Origin of the sequence: Roseovarius sp. MBR-78 (assembly GCF_040547535.1) — a bacterium.
Classification (GTDB): Bacteria; Pseudomonadota; Alphaproteobacteria; order Rhodobacterales; family Rhodobacteraceae; genus Roseovarius.
Genome location: NZ_JBEPPX010000007.1, coordinates 135,528 through 151,853 on the forward strand (window position 1 = coordinate 135,528; position 16,326 = coordinate 151,853).

15 protein-coding genes and 1 riboswitch are annotated in these 16,326 nt (G+C 67.9%); of the genes, 11 read left to right on the top strand and 4 right to left on the bottom strand.

Going from position 1 to position 16,326, the window contains the following annotated elements; genetic code table 11:
- The first annotated feature begins 118 nt into the window (after nucleotides 1–118).
- The 4 genes from ftsZ to recN all read left to right on the top strand — a co-directional run bounded on the left by ftsZ (nucleotide 119) and on the right by recN (nucleotide 5,553).
- Nucleotides 119–1,708, top strand: coding sequence for a cell division protein FtsZ (gene ftsZ / locus ABIE58_RS07815; RefSeq protein WP_354544147.1), 1,590 nt, complete (start codon nucleotides 119–121; stop codon nucleotides 1,706–1,708).
- A gap of 265 nt (nucleotides 1,709–1,973) precedes the next feature.
- A complete protein-coding gene (gene lpxC, locus ABIE58_RS07820) occupies nucleotides 1,974–2,894 on the top strand; it encodes a UDP-3-O-acyl-N-acetylglucosamine deacetylase (RefSeq protein ID WP_354544148.1) in 921 nt (306 codons plus the stop codon).
- 119 nt (nucleotides 2,895–3,013) lie between these two features.
- Nucleotides 3,014–3,862, top strand: coding sequence for an outer membrane protein assembly factor BamD (locus ABIE58_RS07825; protein WP_354544149.1), 849 nt, complete (start codon nucleotides 3,014–3,016; stop codon nucleotides 3,860–3,862).
- A 38-nt stretch (nucleotides 3,863–3,900) separates the two neighbouring features.
- Nucleotides 3,901–5,553, top strand: coding sequence for a DNA repair protein RecN (gene recN, locus ABIE58_RS07830; RefSeq protein WP_354544150.1), 1,653 nt, complete (start codon nucleotides 3,901–3,903; stop codon nucleotides 5,551–5,553).
- Nucleotides 5,554–5,873: 320 nt separating this feature from the next.
- Here the strand turns inward: recN and ppk2 are convergent, their stop codons facing one another.
- From ppk2 to ABIE58_RS07850, 4 genes are all read right to left on the bottom strand, one after another.
- On the bottom strand, nucleotides 5,874–6,812 hold the full coding sequence (gene ppk2, locus ABIE58_RS07835; RefSeq protein WP_354544151.1) for a polyphosphate kinase 2: 939 nt from the start codon (nucleotides 6,810–6,812) through the stop codon (nucleotides 5,874–5,876).
- Between the two features lie 107 nt (nucleotides 6,813–6,919).
- A complete protein-coding gene (locus tag ABIE58_RS07840; RefSeq protein WP_354544152.1) occupies nucleotides 6,920–7,231 on the bottom strand; it encodes an ETC complex I subunit in 312 nt (103 codons plus the stop codon).
- 74 nt (nucleotides 7,232–7,305) lie between these two features.
- Nucleotides 7,306–9,102: an ABC transporter transmembrane domain-containing protein gene (locus tag ABIE58_RS07845; RefSeq protein WP_354544153.1), complete on the bottom strand. Its 1,797-nt coding sequence runs from the start codon at nucleotides 9,100–9,102 to the stop codon at nucleotides 7,306–7,308.
- A gap of 81 nt (nucleotides 9,103–9,183) precedes the next feature.
- Nucleotides 9,184–9,855 carry an NnrU family protein gene (locus tag ABIE58_RS07850; RefSeq protein ID WP_354544154.1) on the bottom strand — a complete coding sequence of 224 codons (672 nt, stop codon included), beginning with the start codon at nucleotides 9,853–9,855 and terminating at the stop codon, nucleotides 9,184–9,186.
- Nucleotides 9,856–9,955: 100 nt separating this feature from the next.
- Nucleotides 9,956–10,162: riboswitch (cobalamin riboswitch) on the top strand.
- A 134-nt stretch (nucleotides 10,163–10,296) separates the two neighbouring features.
- Between ABIE58_RS07850 and ABIE58_RS07855 the strand changes: the two genes are divergently transcribed.
- The 7 genes from ABIE58_RS07855 to ABIE58_RS07885 are packed head-to-tail and all read left to right on the top strand — an operon-like array spanning nucleotide 10,297 to nucleotide 16,324.
- A complete protein-coding gene (locus tag ABIE58_RS07855; protein ID WP_354544155.1) occupies nucleotides 10,297–12,108 on the top strand; it encodes a TonB-dependent receptor plug domain-containing protein in 1,812 nt (603 codons plus the stop codon).
- A 46-nt stretch (nucleotides 12,109–12,154) separates the two neighbouring features.
- Complete coding sequence (locus ABIE58_RS07860; RefSeq protein ID WP_354544156.1) at nucleotides 12,155–12,934, top strand: ABC transporter substrate-binding protein; 780 nt, start codon at nucleotides 12,155–12,157, stop codon at nucleotides 12,932–12,934.
- Nucleotides 12,931–13,914 carry a FecCD family ABC transporter permease gene (locus ABIE58_RS07865; RefSeq protein WP_354544157.1) on the top strand — a complete coding sequence of 328 codons (984 nt, stop codon included), beginning with the start codon at nucleotides 12,931–12,933 and terminating at the stop codon, nucleotides 13,912–13,914. The genes ABIE58_RS07860 and ABIE58_RS07865 overlap by 4 nt, the downstream gene beginning before the upstream one ends.
- A complete protein-coding gene (locus ABIE58_RS07870) occupies nucleotides 13,911–14,669 on the top strand; it encodes an ABC transporter ATP-binding protein (RefSeq protein WP_354544158.1) in 759 nt (252 codons plus the stop codon). The genes ABIE58_RS07865 and ABIE58_RS07870 overlap by 4 nt, the downstream gene beginning before the upstream one ends.
- Nucleotides 14,666–15,328: an adenosylcobinamide amidohydrolase gene (locus ABIE58_RS07875; RefSeq protein ID WP_354544159.1), complete on the top strand. Its 663-nt coding sequence runs from the start codon at nucleotides 14,666–14,668 to the stop codon at nucleotides 15,326–15,328. Before ABIE58_RS07870 ends, ABIE58_RS07875 begins: the two co-directional genes overlap by 4 nt.
- Nucleotides 15,321–15,947, top strand: a complete 627-nt coding sequence (locus ABIE58_RS07880) for a MotA/TolQ/ExbB proton channel family protein (protein ID WP_354544160.1) — start codon at nucleotides 15,321–15,323, stop codon at nucleotides 15,945–15,947. Before ABIE58_RS07875 ends, ABIE58_RS07880 begins: the two co-directional genes overlap by 8 nt.
- On the top strand, nucleotides 15,947–16,324 hold the full coding sequence (locus ABIE58_RS07885; protein ID WP_354544161.1) for an ExbD/TolR family protein: 378 nt from the start codon (nucleotides 15,947–15,949) through the stop codon (nucleotides 16,322–16,324). The genes ABIE58_RS07880 and ABIE58_RS07885 overlap by 1 nt, the downstream gene beginning before the upstream one ends.
- Nucleotides 16,325–16,326: the final 2 nt, after the last annotated feature.

Below are 16,326 nucleotides of genomic sequence, written 5' to 3' on the forward strand. Positions count from 1 at the left end.
TATTTGGTGGTGTGACGATGTTTTTTTGATGACGATTGACGCAACCATCGGTAAGAATGGGGACAATCAGGCGGAAAACGGCCTGCGCAGACAGGCCCAGAGACAGGCGGACAGAGCAATGACACTCAACCTTTCACTCCCCGGACATGACGACCTCAAGCCCCGGATCACCGTTTTCGGTGTCGGCGGCGCGGGCGGCAACGCGGTCAACAACATGATCGACAAGGCGCTTGACGGCGTCGATTTCGTCGTGGCCAACACCGACGCCCAGGCCCTCAGCCAGAGTCAGGCCGAAAGCCGCGTGCAACTTGGCGTGAAGGTGACCGAGGGCCTCGGCGCGGGTGCCAAGGCCTCGATCGGGGCCGCCGCCGCCGAAGAAAGCATCGAACAGATCGTCGATCACCTCGCAGGCGCGCATATGTGCTTTATCACTGCGGGCATGGGCGGCGGCACCGGCACCGGGGCCGCGCCGATCATCGCGCAGGCCGCGCGCGAGCTTGGCGTGCTGACCGTGGGCGTCGTCACCAAGCCGTTCCAGTTCGAGGGGGCCAAGCGGATGCGCCAGGCCGAGGCCGGTGTCGAAGCGCTGCAAAAGATGGTTGATACCCTCATCATCATCCCCAACCAGAACCTGTTTCGCCTCGCCAACGACAAGACCACCTTTACCGAGGCGTTCTCGATGGCCGATGACGTGCTCTATCAAGGCGTCAAGGGCGTGACCGACCTGATGGTGCGCCCCGGCCTCATCAACCTCGATTTCGCCGACGTGCGCGCGGTGATGGACGAGATGGGCAAGGCGATGATGGGCACCGGCGAGGCCGAGGGCGAAAACCGCGCCGTGCAAGCCGCCGAAAAGGCCATCGCCAACCCGCTCCTCGATGAAATCAGCCTGCGCGGCGCGCGCGGCGTGCTCATCAACATCACCGGCGGCCATGACCTGACCCTGTTCGAGCTTGACGAGGCCGCCAACCGCATCCGCGAAGAGGTGGACCCCGATGCCAATATCATCGTCGGCTCCACGCTTGACACCAATATGGAAGGCCGGATGCGCGTGAGCGTGGTCGCCACCGGGATCGACGTGACGGAGGCCACCACCGACATGCCGGTGCCGCGCCGCTCCATGGCACAGCCGCTGCGGCAGCCCGAGACGGTCGAGGCCGAGATGCACGCCGAACATGGTGCCGCCACTGCCGCGACCGAGGAGCCGTCGCTGTTTGACCGTGCCGAAGACAGCTACGCCGAACCGGCAGAGGCCAGCGCCTATGACGCGCGCGAGGCCGATGACGACCTGCCCCCGCCCGCCTACCAGCCCCGCGCCGAAGAGGCCGTGACCCAGCGCCAAGACAGCATGGAGATCGAGGACGAGCTTGACGCGTTCCTCGCGCCCCGCGCGCCTGCGCCCGGCACCCCCTCGCCCGACGCGATGCGGCGGCTTCAGGCGGCGGTGAACAATGCGCCCTCGCAGCCCCGCCAGCAGCGCCCCGCCCCGACCCGCGAGGCAGAGCCTGAGGCGCAGGAGGACAAGCCGCGTTTCGGGATCAATTCTCTCATCAACCGGATGACCGGCCATGGCGCTCAAGAGGACCCGCGCCCGGCGCGCCATCAACCGCCGATGCAGGCGGCCCGCGCGCCCCAGCCCGCGCCGCGCGCGCAGGAAGAAGAGGATCAGATCGAGATTCCGGCCTTCCTGCGGCGTCAGGCCAACTGAGAAAATAGCACTCTGAACCGCGATCTGGCCGCCCCTCGGGGCGGCCTTTTTATTATTCTAAATCAATTATTTAATTGAATGAGCAAGTTCCCGCCAGCCCCTGAGCCGCGATATTTCAGCCGGTCGCAAAGATTGAATTGAGCCTGCCCGGCGCGGCCTCTACGCCATCCATAGTCACGATTTCGTGATGATCGCCCGCAGGACGGAAGGCCACTGAGACCCTCCGCAAAAGCCGGGCGATCCGGGCAAGGACAAGGGCAGAAAAATGCAAAAAACAATCAGTCATGCAATCAGGTTCGACGGTATCGCGCTGCATTCCGGCAGGCCGGCCCGTCTCGTCATACGTCCGGCACCTGCCGGATCAGGCATCGTCTTTCGCCGCACCGATCTCGGGGCCGCAGCCCCCATCATTCCGGCCTCGTGGGACCGGGTCGTGCAATCGCCGCTTTGCACGCGGCTTGTCGGGGCGGATGGGGTCTCGGTCTCGACGGTCGAGCACGTGATGGCCGCGCTTGTCGGCTGCGGCATCCACAACGCCACGCTCGATATCGACGGATCGGAACTGCCCATCGTCGATGGCAGCGCCGCGCCCTTCGTGACGAAAATCCTTGCCGTGGGCCTCGTGTCGCAGGCCGCGCCGGTTCAGGCGTTCCGGATCGTGCGCCCGGTCGAGGTAAGCCGCGGCGCGACGCGCGCGCGGCTTTCGCCCAATGACACGTTGCGCATGGAGTTCACCATCGACTTTGCCGACGCGGCCATCGGCGTGCAGACCAAGACCCTCGACATGTCCGATGGCAGCTTCGTGCGCGAGCTGTCAAATGCACGCACCTTCTGCCGCAAGGCCGATGTCGATCTGATGCACGCCAAGGGGCTGGCGCTGGGCGGATCGCTGGAAAACGCCGTCGTCGTCGATGGCGACAAGGTGCTGAGCCCCGGCGGGCTGCGTCATGCCGACGAGGCGGTGCGGCACAAGATGCTCGACGCGCTGGGCGATCTGGGGCTGGCCGGCTTGCCGGTGATCGGCCTCTACCAGGGGGTGCGCGCGGGCCATGCGCTGACCAACGAGCTGATGCGCGCGGTGTTTTCCGATCCCGCGAATTACCGCATCTTCACCTGCGCCACCGTCCCGGCGGCACACCTGCCTGCCCTTGGGGCACCTTTTGGTGCGCTTGCCCGCGCCGCCTGATCCGCGATCGCGCCCGCGGCGCGCGCCCCGCGCCAAACCCGTTTTGCACCGCAGATTTATGTGCTAGAGGGTGCCGGTGGCGGGGTGGCCGCTGTTGCGAAACGACGGGAAGAATGTGCATGACTATCGGCAAGGGTCCGGCGCGGCTGGTAGGGGTGGCCTTCGTGGTGCTGCTTATCGCTGGCTGTGACGGCGGCAAAAGCGTCGAGCGCGGCAATATCAATTACGAGAATTTCACCGCGCAGCAGATTTTCGAGCGCGGAGAATACGATCTCGAACGCGGCAAGCCCAAGCTTGCGGCGCAAAGCTATGCCGAGGTCGAGCGGCTCTATCCCTATTCCGGCCTCGCCAAGCGCGCGGTCATCATGCAGGCCTGGGCCCATCATCAGGACAAATCCTACGAGGAAAGCCGCGCGGCAGCGCAGCGTTATATCGATTTCTACCCCGCCGACGAGGACGCGGCCTATGCCCAGTATCTTCTGGCGCTGAGCTATTACGACCAGATCGACGAAATCGGCCGCGACCAGAAACTGACCTTTCAGGCGTTGCAGGCGCTGCGCGAGGTCATCGAGCGCTATCCCGACAGCCAATATGCCAATGCCGCGCGGCTGAAATTCGATCTTGCCTTCGATCACCTCGCCTCCAAGGAAATGGAAATCGGGCGCTATTATCTCAAGCGCGACAACTTTACCGCCGCCGCCAATCGGTTTCGTGTGGTGGTCGAGGATTTCCAGACCACGACCCATACCGCCGAGGCGCTGCACCGGCTGGTCGAATCCTACCTGTCGCTTGGCCTGGTGAACGAGGCGCGCACGGCAGGCGCGATCCTTGGCCACAATTTCCGCGGCACCCAGTGGTATGAGGACAGCTACAAGCTCCTGACCGGGCGGGGCTATACGCTCGAGGCGGCGGGCGATGGCTGGCTCCAGGAAATCTATCGCCAGACCGTGCTTGGCCGGTGGCTCTAGGGGGGGCGGGGTGATCCCCCGCCCGAGGGATCGGCGTCATGCTTTGCGCGCTTGAAATCCGCGACATGCTCATCATCGACCGGCTGGAGCTTGGCTTCCGGCCCGGTCTGAACGTGCTCACCGGCGAGACCGGGGCCGGCAAATCCATCCTGCTCGATTGTCTCGGCTTCGTGCTGGGCTGGCGCGGGCGCGCCGAACTGGTCCGCGCCGGGGCCGAGCGTGGCGAGGTGGTGGCGGCCTTCGATCTGCACGCCGATCACCCGGCCCGCGCGGTGCTGGCCGAGGCGGGGCTGCCGGGTGACGAGGGCGAACTGATCCTGCGCCGGGTCAATAGCGCGGACGGGCGCAAGACCGCCTGGGTGAATGATCGCCGCGTCTCGGGCGAGGTGCTGCGGCAATTATCGGCCACGCTGGTGGAATTGCACGGCCAGCACGATGATCGCGGCCTGCTCGATCCGCGGGGCCACCGCGACATGCTCGACGCCTTTGCCGGGCTGGAGCCACAGCGCCAGGCGGTGCGCGCGGCATGGCGTGACCGCGCCGCCGCGCAAAAGGCGCTCGACGAGGCCGAGGCGGGGCTGGCCGAGATCCGCGCCGAGGAGGATTTCCTGCGCCACGCTGTGGCCGAGCTGGACAAGCTCGACCCGCAGCCCGGCGAGGAGGCCGCGCTCGATACCGAGCGCCGTCTGATGCAGGGGGCCGAGCGCATCCGCGAGGATATCGCCCGCGCGGCGCAGGCGCTTGGGCCCGAGGGGGCCGAGGGCGCGGCGGGCGATGCGCTGCGCTGGCTCGACGGGGTCGCCGACAAGGCCGAGGGGCGGCTCGACGCCGCGCTCGCCGCGCTCTCGCGCGCGCTGGTCGAGCTTGACGAGGCGGGGCGCGAGACCGGCCACGCGCTCGAGGCGCTTTCCTTCGATCCGTTCGAGCTTGAACGCTGCGAAGAGCGGCTCTTTGCCATTCGCGGGCTGGCGCGCAAGCATGACGTGCTGCCCGACGATCTGGCGGGCTTTGCCGACACATTGCGCGCGCGGCTCGCGGCGCTGGATGCAGGCGCGGGCGATCTGGCGGCGCTGCGCACGGCGCGCGACGACGCCGCCCGGCACTATGACGTGATCGCCCAAGCGCTCAGCGACGCGCGCCGGGGCGCCGCCGCAAGGCTCGATGCCGCCGTGATGGCCGAGCTTGCCCCGCTCAAGATGGAACGCGCGGTCTTTACCACCGAGACCACAGAGGCCGAGCCGGGGCCGCAGGGCCGCGACATGGTGAGCTTTACCGTCGCCACCAATCCCGGCGCGCCCTCCGGCCCGCTCTCGCGCATCGCCTCGGGTGGCGAACTCAGCCGCTTCCTGCTGGCGCTCAAGCTGTGCCTGTCGGCTCCCGAGACCGGCCTGACGATGATCTTCGACGAGATCGACCGCGGCGTTGGCGGGGCCACCGCCGACGCGGTTGGCCGCCGTCTCGCGCGGCTGGCGGCGGGCCGTCAGGTGCTGGTTGTCACCCACTCGCCGCAGGTCGCGGCGCGCGGGGCCTATCACTGGCGGGTGGAAAAACGCGTGGCCGATGATGTCACCCTCTCGACAGTGCGCGCGTTGAGCGACCCCGAGCGCGTGGCCGAGATCGCCCGGATGCTCTCGGGCGAGCATGTCACCCCCGAGGCCCGCGCCGCCGCCGAGGCGCTGATGGTCAGGTAGCCTGCGACCGCTGGCAGGGCCGGCGCGGGATGGCGCGGGGGCCTTGAGACGTCATTCGATACGATGCGACGAGCCGCGCGAGTGCCCGACCGCGGGTGGGCGCTGCAACGGGTGTGGAGTGCGCTTTATGGCGCAAAATACTTGAACGCTGATGCGGGATGCCACGTCGCAGAAGCGCCCGCCCGTCCCGGCGGTCGGGCGGGCGATCGGGCGGCGTGCGGGGCACGCCTTGATTCCGCGCGGGGGGAATATACTGCAAATGGCGGCTCCAGCCTCTTCGGCACGCCCCACACACCGAGCCGTCAGATACTCCCCCCCGATCAGCGCCCCGCGCGCGTATCGGGATGCAGCGACTTGCCCAGTATGTGATCGGATTTGTGCAGCACATGCTGCGCCGTCGAGACGATCAGCGGGTCCGGCGCATGGGCGATCCGGCGATCCTTGCCGGGGTATTCCAGCGAATTCAGGAAATGCAACATACAGTTGAGCCGCGCGCGCTTCTTGTCGTCGGATTTGACCACCGTCCAGGGCGCATCGGCGGTATCGGTGTAAAAGAACATCGCCTCCTTGGCCTCGGTGTAGTCGTCCCACTTATCGAGGCTGGCACGGTCGATCGGGCTGAGCTTCCACTGTTTCAGCGGGTCGGTCTCGCGGCTGGCGAAGCGCGCGCGCTGTTCGCCTTGGCTGACCGAGAACCAGTATTTGTAAAGCCGGACCCCCGAACGCACCAGCATCCGTTCAAGATCGGGGGTCTGGCGCATGAATTCGAGATACTCATGCGGCTCGCAAAAGCCCATCACCCGCTCCACGCCCGCGCGGTTATACCACGAGCGGTCGTAAAGCACGATCTCGCCCTCCGTGGGCAGATGCTCGATATAGCGCTGGAAATACCATTGCCCGCGCTCTATGTCCGAGGGCTTGTTGAGCGCCACGACACGCGCCGCGCGCGGGTTGAGGTGCTCGGTAAAGCGCTTGATCGTGCCCCCTTTGCCGGCCGCATCGCGCCCCTCGAAAATCAGCACGAATTTCTGCCCGGTCTCCTGCGCCCAAAGCTGCACCTTGAGCAATTCGGCCTGAATCCGCGCCTTTTGCGCCTCGTAGGTGCGACGGCTGAGCCGGGTCTGATAGGGATAATCCCCGTTCTCGAAGGCCTGCCGCAGCGTCGCGGTCTCTGGCGCTCTGCCCACCGGGGCAGTCGGGGCAACGGCCTGCGCCTCGGGGTCGGCGGTGGAGTCAAGGCTGGTGGTGGCGTCCGTCATCAAAAGGCTCCCGCTCGGGTCTGAATTGGTTGCGCCAATCCTAACCTTTGCCGGAACCCACCACCTTGATGCGTGTCAAAAAACCGTCACAAATCGCGCGATGGCGCTCAATGCGTCCAGACCTGCCGCCGCTTGGTGGCGAAATTTTCGGCATAGCCACCGGCGCGGATGTTGGGCTTGCGCCCATGCGGCTCTTGCACCACGGCGTCAATGCCGTGGTCGCTTGCATATTCAAGCGCGGCCTCCTTGGTGGAGAATCGCAACCGCACCTGCGCCTGCGTATCGGCATTCGAGGTCCAGCCCATCAGCGGGTCGATCTCCCGCGCGCTTTCAGAGACGAATTCCAGCACCCATTTCTGCGTATTGGCCACACCCGATTGCGTGGCGGTCCGGGCGGGTTTGTAGATGCGTGCGCGCATGGGGAACTCCGTTCATGTCACCGCAGATGTTATTCCAGATTGCGGCCCCGTCGGCAAGGGACGGATGGTCGCGATCACGCCGCCACCCCATCGGTGAATTGCAACCGCGCCAGCCGCGCATAAAGCCCGTTCTCGGCCACAAGGCTGTCATGCGTGCCCTGCGCGACGATGCGGCCCTGATCCATCACCACGATGCGGTCGGCCTTTTTCACCGTGGCAAGCCGATGCGCCACGATGATGGTGGTGCGCGTCTGCGCCATCGCCTCGACGGCGGTCTGCACCGCGCGTTCGCTCTCGGCGTCAAGCGCGCTCGTGGCCTCGTCGAGAAGCAGCACCGGCGCGTCACGCAGGATCGCACGGGCAATGGCGATGCGCTGTTTCTGCCCGCCCGAGAGCATCACGCCGCGCTCTCCCACATAGGTGTCATAGCCCTCGGGCAGCGCGGCGATGAACTCATGCGCATGGGCGGCGCGGGCGGCGGCCTCGATCTCGGCATCGCTCGCCTCGGGGCGGCCAAAGCGGATGTTCTCGCGCGCCGAGGCGGCAAAGATCACCGGCTCTTGCGGCACCAGCGCCAGCGCGCCGCGAAACGCGTGCCGCGCCATATCCGGCAGCGGCACACCGTCCAGCGTGATGCGCCCGGCACCGGGATCGTAGAACCGCAGGATCAACTGGATCACGCTGGTCTTGCCCGCCCCCGACGGCCCGACAAGCGCCACCGTCTCGCCGGGCTTGATGGTCAGGCTGAAATCATCGAGCGCCGGTGTCTCAGGCCGCGCCGGATAGGCGAATTGCACCCGCTCGAACACGATCTCGCCGCGCACCGGGCGCGGCACGGCCACGGGGGCTGTGGGGTCTTTGACCGGATCGTCGGCGCGCAGCAGCTCGACCAGCCGTTCGGTCGCGCCGGCCGCGCGCTGCATCTCGCCCCATATCTCCGACAGCGCCGCCACCGCGCCCGCCACCATCACCGAGTAGATCACGAATTGCACCAGCGCGCCGGCCGTCATCCCGCCCGCGCGCACATCGCGCGCCCCGATCCAGAGCACGCCGACAATGCCGGTGAACACGAGGAAGATCACGATCACCGTCATCAGCGCTCGGGTGTTGACCCGGCGGCGCGCGGCGTCATGGCTGCGCTCGGTCACATCGCCGAAATGCGCGCGGCTCTGCGCCTCGTGGGTAAAGGCCTGCACCGTCTGCACCGACAAGAGCGCCTCGGACGCATTGCCAGAGCTTTGCGCGATCCAGTCCTGGTTCTCGCGGCTCAGCACCCGCATCTTCCGCCCCAGAAACAGGATCGGCACTACCACCAGCGGCACGATCAGCAGCACCAGCCCGGTGAGCTTGGCCGAGGTCAGCAGCATCAGCGCCATGCCGCCCACGAACAGCAAAATATTGCGCAGCGCGATCGACACCGACGAACCGATCACCGACAGGATCAGCGTCGTGTCGGTGGTGATCCGGCTCAGCACCTCGCCGGTCATCACCCGCTCATAAAAGGCCGGGCTCATGCCGATCACGCGATCAAACACCGCCTTGCGAATATCAGCCACCACCCGCTCGCCCAGCCGCGAGACCAAGAGGTACCGCGCCCCCGTGCCCAGCGCCAGCAGCGCCGCGATAACAAGCGCCGCACCGAAATAGCGATCCAGAAGCCCGCCATCCTCGCCGCCGAAATTATCCACCACCCGGCGCACCGCCATCGGCAGCATCAGCGCGACAGCCGCCGTCAGCACCAGCGCGGATATGGCCGCCACCAGCAGCGCGCGATAGGGTCGCAGGAACGGCCACAGCTCTGCCAGCGCGCTCACGCGCCGCGATTTTTCGCGATCCAGCAGATCGGCCCCGTTCTCGGCCTTGCGCACCATCTTGTTCTCTCCGTTCCGCCTGCACCGGTTCTTGGCGAGTGCGGCGGGCGGGGTCAAGTGCCCCGATTGGTCGCAGGCCGCTCAGGGCAGCGGCGAAACCCCGATCACAAGCGGGTGCGCGGCGATGAGCAGACCATAGAGCGCAAGGCCAATCGCGAGGCGCAGCCCCGTGGCGGGCCATGAGGCGGGGCGCGGCGGCCAGAGCGGCCCGGCACGGCGCGCAGTGTCAAGCCGCGCCCAGTCTGCCCCCATCACGCGCTTGCGGCGACGATCCACGATCCATCGCCCCAGCAGGGCAAACCCCGCGAAAAGGCCAAAGAGCACGACATGCGCCAGATCGCCATTGGGCAGCAGATGCGCCCCCGCCCAAAGCGCCAGCGCCCAAAGCAGCGGGTGACGCGTGTAGCGGACAAGACCGGGGCGCGCGGGGTCGAACCCCGCCCCCTCGCGCCCGCCAAAAGAGAACGGGTTGGGCCGCGCCACCGCCAGCGCCACCAGTAGGCAGACCGCCAGCATCACCGCCAGCGTGACATGGCCCTGCCACGCAGCCCAGCCCCAGAGCGGCACATGCGGCGCGCGCCCCGCCGCCACGATCACCCAGTAAAGCACCCCCAGCGACAGGGCGGAATAGCCAAGCCCAAAGCCGCGCGCGCCCAGCCGCGCCACCAGCGCCGCCTTGACCGATGGCCTCAATGGCAATCTGTGGCTGAGAAAAAACATCGCCAGCGCAAGGATATATTCTGCCCAGCCCATGCCCTTGGCCCCCTTTACCACCCGTGCCTGAGCTTGGCTTAGCGCGCACGGAACCAGCGCGGCAAGCGTGATTTTCGCTTGCGCGAATCCCGCGCGGGGCGTATCGCGGGGCTGCTTCGGTCCGGGAATAAACTCCCGGATAATAGGGAATACGGTGCGATCCGGCCTTTGGATCAATTCCGTGACTGCCCCCGCAACTGTAAGCGGCGAGCGAAGCCGGGATACACCACTGCACCCTCGGGTGTGGGAAGGTCCGGCCAAGCGATGACCCGCAAGTCAGGAGACCTGCCGAAGTGATCACCCTATCCGGGCGCGGGGCGCGCCGTGGATAACGGACCTTTCCGTAGTGGTGGCACTTTCACCGTCTGCGGAGGGGGCATGTCCTTTCCAATGACCGATACGACTTGAAACGATGCCAAATCAGGCATTGGGGGACAAGACATGAGATATTTTGCCACCTGCGCGATCTGCGCCCTCGCGACGGCCCCCGCCGTCGCCCAAGAAGCGTTCGAGCTTGACACGATCACCGTTTCGGGCAGCCTCACACCACAGGAGATCGCCCGCACCGGTGCCTCGGTCGAGATCATCAACGGGCGCGACGTGGAAACCTCCGACACCGCGCTCACCAACCGGCTCGACCGGCTGCCCGGTGTCAATTCGACCAGCAACGGCCCGCTCGGGGCGTCTTCCTCGATCCAGTTGCGCGGCCTGCCCGCGCGCTATGTCGGGGTGCGGATCAACGGTATCGACATGTCAGACCCGTCGGGCACGCAGAACCAGTTCAATTTCGGCGGGCTCACCGGGGCGGGCCTCGGGCGGATCGAGGTGCTCAAGGGTTCGCAATCGGCGCTCTACGGCTCCGAGGCGATCGGCGGCGTGATCGACATCACGACATGGCAGCCCAGCCGCGATGGGCTGTCGGGCGAGGTGCGCGCCGAGGCGGGCGCGTTCTCCACCACGACCGGCGCGCTCAACCTCGGCTATCGCGGCGCGCGCGGCGAGGTGGCGCTGAGCTATAACCGTATCGACAGCGACGGCTTTTCGGCCAACGCCAACAATTCCGAGGATGACGGGTTCGAGCAGGACATGCTCACGCTCTCGGGCGAGGTTGACGCCACCGACGCCCTGACGGTCGGCGGCTCCATGATCTACCGCGACAACGAAGCCGATTTCGATCCGTTCGGCGGAACCGCCGGGCAGATTCTGACAGAGGAACTCGGCCTGCGCGGATTTGCCCGACTGCAAACCGGAGCGATCAATCACGAACTGTCCTATGGCTATTTCGACATCGAGCGGCGCGATACCTCACCGGGGGCCTTCACCCCGCGCTTTGACGGCGAGCGCGACGAATTCGCCTATCTCGGAAGCGCGGATATCGGATCGGCTGGCACGCTCAGTTTTGGTCTCGAATATACCGAGGAAAGCTTCAAGGCAGATACCAGCGGCTCCAACGACAATCTCGCGACGACGGTGGAATGGATCCTGCCCGCAAGCGACACAGTCGACATCTCGCTGGCGCTGCGCCACGACGAGGACGGCGAATTCGGCGGCGAGTTGACGGGCCGCGCCGCCGCCGTCTGGCGTCCCGGTGATGACTGGGCGGTGCGCGCGGTTGCCGGGACCGGCTTTCGCGCGCCGTCGCTTTTCGAGCGGTTCAGCGCCTTCGGCGACCCGAACCTGAAACCTGAGGACAGCGAAAGCTACGAGATCGGTGTCGAGCGGCTCTTCGGAAATGGCCGGATCGAGGCCACGCTGTTTCACATTACCATTGATGACCTGATCGACTTCGATCCAGGCGCCATCGCCTGCGGCTCGGGCTCTGGCTGTTTCGGACAGGTGCCCGGCGAAACCACGTCGAGGGGGATCGAGCTGTCAGCAGAGGCGCAAATCAACGCGTTCCTCAGCCTCTACGCGAACTACACATTCACCGACTCCGAAGAGGCCAATGGGCAGCAGAGGCCGCGCACGCCCAAGCATGACGCCGTCATCGGGCTCGACGCCACCCTGTCGGATCGCCTGTCGGGCAGCTTTGATATCCGCCACGTTGCCGATGTAGACCCGAGCGCCTTTGCGCCTGCGAACAACAAGGTGGGTGATTATACCCTCGTCGGCATGGGGCTGAGCCATGCCCTGACCGACAGCACAACCGCCTATATCCGCGTCGAGAACCTCTTTGACGAGGATTACGAAACGGCGGGCGGGTTCAACACCGCTGGCCGGTCGGCCTTTGTGGGGCTTCGTGCGTCGTTCTAGGCTCGTACCCTTTGTTCTGGCCCTCGCTTTTGCGGGGGCCGTCACCATGACGCGGGCCCATGCCGATCCGGTCCCGGCGCGCGTCGTGTCGATCAACCTGTGCACCGATCAGCTTGCGATGATGCTAGCCGCGCCGGGGCAGCTTGTTTCGGTGTCGCGCCTGGCCGCCGATCCGCATAGCTCGGCCATGGCCCGCGAGGCCCGCGCCTTTCCCGCCAATCAGGGCCGCGCCGAGGAGGTCTATCTCTTGCGGCCCGATCTGGTGCTGGCCGGGGCCTATAGCGATCCGGCCACGGTGGGGATGCTGCGCCGCATCGGCCTGCGGGTGGAACAGTTCGACACCGCGCGCTCGCTCGACGATACCCGCGCGCGCATCGCGCAGATGGCCGGGGTGCTGGGCCGCGAGGCGGCGGGCCGCGCGCTCATCGCCCGCTTTGACGCGCGCCTTGCCGCCTTGCGCCGCCAAGGGCCAAGCCATAGCGCCGCGCTCTATCATCCCAACGGCTACAGCCTCGGCGGCGGCACGCTCGCGGACGATATCCTGCGCGCGGCAGGCTTTGACAACATCGCCCGCGATCTTGGCCTGCGCGGCGGCGGCACGCTGGCGCTGGAACGGCTGGTGATGGCCGCGCCCGAGCTGCTCATCCGCGCCGAGCCGCTGCCCGGTGCCTCGCGCTCCGAGGCGGTCATGGCCCATCCCGCGCTCGAGCGGCTGAGCGCGGGCACCGCCGGGCTGCGCATCACCTCGCCCGACTGGATCTGCGGCACGCCGCATGTGCTTGGCGCGGTGGAGACACTGGTGCGCGCGCGCGAGGGGCTGGAATGAGACCGCTCGCGCTTGCCCTCTCGGCGCTGGTCGCGGCGCTGTTTCTCGCCTCACTGGCCGTTGGCCCGGCGGGGATCAGCCCGCTTGACGGGTTGGCGGCGCTGATCCTTGGCGGCGACGGCCCCACGCCGCTGGTGATGCGCGAGATCCGCCTGCCGCGCGCGATCCTGGGTGTGATGATCGGCGCGGCCCTCGGCCTCTCGGGCGCGGCGCTGCAAGGCTATCTGCGCAACCCGCTGGCCGAGCCGGGGCTGATCGGCGTCTCGGGCAGCGCGGCGCTGGGCGCGGTGCTGGCGATCCATACCGGGCTGGCGGCCACGCTGACCCTTGCGCTGCCGCTCGCAGCCCTTGCGGGCGCGGGCACCGGCGTTCTGCTGATCCTGATGCTGGCCGGGCCGCGCGGCGGCTCGATCACGCTCATCCTTGCCGGGATCGCGATTTCGGCGCTGGCCGCAGCGCTCACCTCGCTGGTGCTCAACCTATCGCCCAACCCCTATGCCGCCTCGGAAATCGTGTTCTGGATGATGGGCTCGCTCGCCGACCGCTCGATGACCCATGTGTGGCTCGCCTTGCCGCTGATGCTGGCGGGGGGGCTGGCGCTCCTCAGTCTCAGGCGCGGGCTTGACGCGCTGACGCTGGGCGAGGACGCGGCAGAGGCGATGGGCCTGCGCCTTGCCCGCCTGCGCCTCACGCTGGTGCTGGGCACGGCGGCGATGGTGGGGGCGTCGGTGGCGGTGGCCGGTGCCATCGGCTTTGTCGGCCTTGTCGTGCCGCACCTCTTGCGGCCCCTCGTCGGCGCGCGGCCCTCGCGGCTGCTCTGGGCCTCGGCCTTGGGTGGCGCGGCGATGCTGTTGGCGGCAGACCTTGCCGTGCGCCTGATCCTGCCCGAGCGCGACCTGAAACTCGGCGTGCTCACCGCCATCGTCGGCGCGCCGCTCTTCCTGCATCTCATCTACAAGACGCGGGGGGCGCAGCAATGAGCCTCCTGTCGCTCCGCGATCTTGGTGTCACGCTGCGGGGGCGCGCGATCCTCTCGGGCGTCACGCTCGATATGGGGCCGGGCGAGTTCGTCGGCCTGATCGGCCCCAACGGCGCAGGCAAGACCACGCTGATGCGCGCGGCGCTTGGCCTTTTGCCGCATGAGGGCGTAAGCAGCCTTGCCGCGCTGTCGCCCGAGGCGCGGGGGCGCACCGCCGCCTGGATGCCGCAGGCGCGCGACATCGCCTGGCCGCTGACGGTGGAAACCCTGGTGGCGCTGGGGCGCACGCCACATCTGGCGGGCTGGCAGGGGATGGGGCCGCAGGACCGCGCACATGTGGACCGCGCGCTGGCCACGATGGGGCTGGACGCCCTGCGCCACCGCACCGCCACGCGGCTCTCGGGGGGCGAGCAGGCGATGGCGCTGATTGCGCGCGCGCTGGCGCAGGACACGCCCCTCCTGATGGCCGACGAGCCGATTGCAGGCCTCGATCCGGCCAATCAGATCGCCACGATGCAGGTCTTTGCCCGCCTCGCGCATCAGGGCCGCGCCGTGCTCGCCTCGCTGCACGATCTTGGGCTGGCAGCACGTCATTGCACCCGCCTCATCCTTCTGGGCGAGGGCGGCGTGGCCGCCGACGGGGTGCCCGCCGAGGTGCTGACCCCCGACAACCTCGCCCGCATTTTCCACGTCACCGCGCATTATGCGACCACCCCCCAAGGCCCGGTGTTTCAGCCGCTGGAGGTGATAGAATGATCGCGCTGCACCATGACCACCCGTGGCTCACGCTCGATCTTGGCGCGGATATGCCGGTGCTGAGCTGGGCCGTGAACCGCCCCGGCCTCGTGCGCGCGCGGCGCATCCTGTGGCGCGAGGTGCGCAATGCCGACCTGCCCGAGGATCTCGATGTCGAGGCATGGCTCGACGCCGAGCTTGCCGCGCGCGGCGCGTCCGATGCGGTCTGTTTCCTCACCTCCTGCAATATCGCGCAGGTCACCGAGGCCACGGCCAGCGTGGATGGCATCCGCGCCCGCGCCGTGGCCACGGTGGGCCTCACCAATGCCGAATCGGTGGGCACGCGCCTGCCCGCCGAGGCCCATGGCTGGGGCACGATCAACATCGCGCTGCACCTGTCTGAGGGCCTCACCGAGGCCGCGCGGATCGAAGCGCTGAGCATCATCACGCAGGCCCGCACCGCCGCCATTCTTGCCGCCGGGATCGCGCTGCCCACCGGCCCCGCCACCGGCACCGGCACCGATTGCATCGCGCTCGCCGCGCCCGAAGGCGCGACGCGCTATGCCGGGCTCCACACCGCTGTGGGCGAGGCTGTGGGCCGCGCCGTGCTTGACGCGGTGGCGCGCGGTGTGGCGCTTTGGCGGGAAACCGATGCGGCACGGGAGGCCCTTCATGGATAGCACCACCCTCACCGGATTTCTCGACCGCGGCGGCCCGGCGCTCTGGGTGATCGCGGCGCTGTCGGTGCTGACGCTGGCGCTGATCCTGTGGAAGCTGTGGCGGCTCTTGCTTGGCGGCGCGTGGTCGGGCGCCGTGACCGAACGCGCGGTGACGCTCTGGCAGCACGGGCAACGCGTTGAGGCGGCGACGCTCTTGCGCCCGCGCCGCTCGCTTCGCGCCCGCCTCGCGCTTGCGGCGATGGAGGCGCGCGAGGCCCCGCACTGGTCCGAGCCACAGGCGCGCGAGGAGACAACCCGCGTCGCCAAGGCGCTGCTGTCCGAGGCGCGCACCGGCTTGCGCGCGCTGGAACTCATCGCCACCATCGCGCCGCTGATCGGGCTTCTGGGCACGGTGCTGGGCATGATCGCGGCCTTTCAGGCGCTTCAGACCAGTGGCAACAGCGCCGATCCATCGGTGCTCGCGGGCGGGATATGGGAGGCGCTGCTGACCACGGCGGCAGGCATGGCGGTGGCGATCCCGGCCTCGGCGGCGCTCACGTGGTTCGAGAGCGTGGCCGACCGCGTGCAGGCCGACATGGAAGACGCCGCCACCCGCATATTCACCTCGGGAGGCGCGTGATGCTTAGCTTCGGCCCGCCCCGCGCCGCCCGCCGCCCCAGCCTCACGCCGATGATCGACGTGGTGTTCCTGCTTCTGGTGTTCTTCATGCTGGCCGCGCGCTTCGGCCATGACCTCTCGCTGCCCATGGCAACGGGCGGGGGGGCGGCAGATTATGACGGCCCGCCGCGCCTTGTGGTGATCGGTCGCGACAACCTCACCCTCAACGGGCAGACCGTGGCCCTCGATGCCCTCCCCGAGGCCCTCGGCCCCCTGATGTCCGCCCCCGGCGATATCATCGTGCTGCGCCCCGCCGAGGGCGTGCCGCTGTCGCGGCTGATCGCGGTGCGCGACACGCTCGCCGCCGCCGGCCTCACGCGTCTGATGGTGGTGGAGTAGGC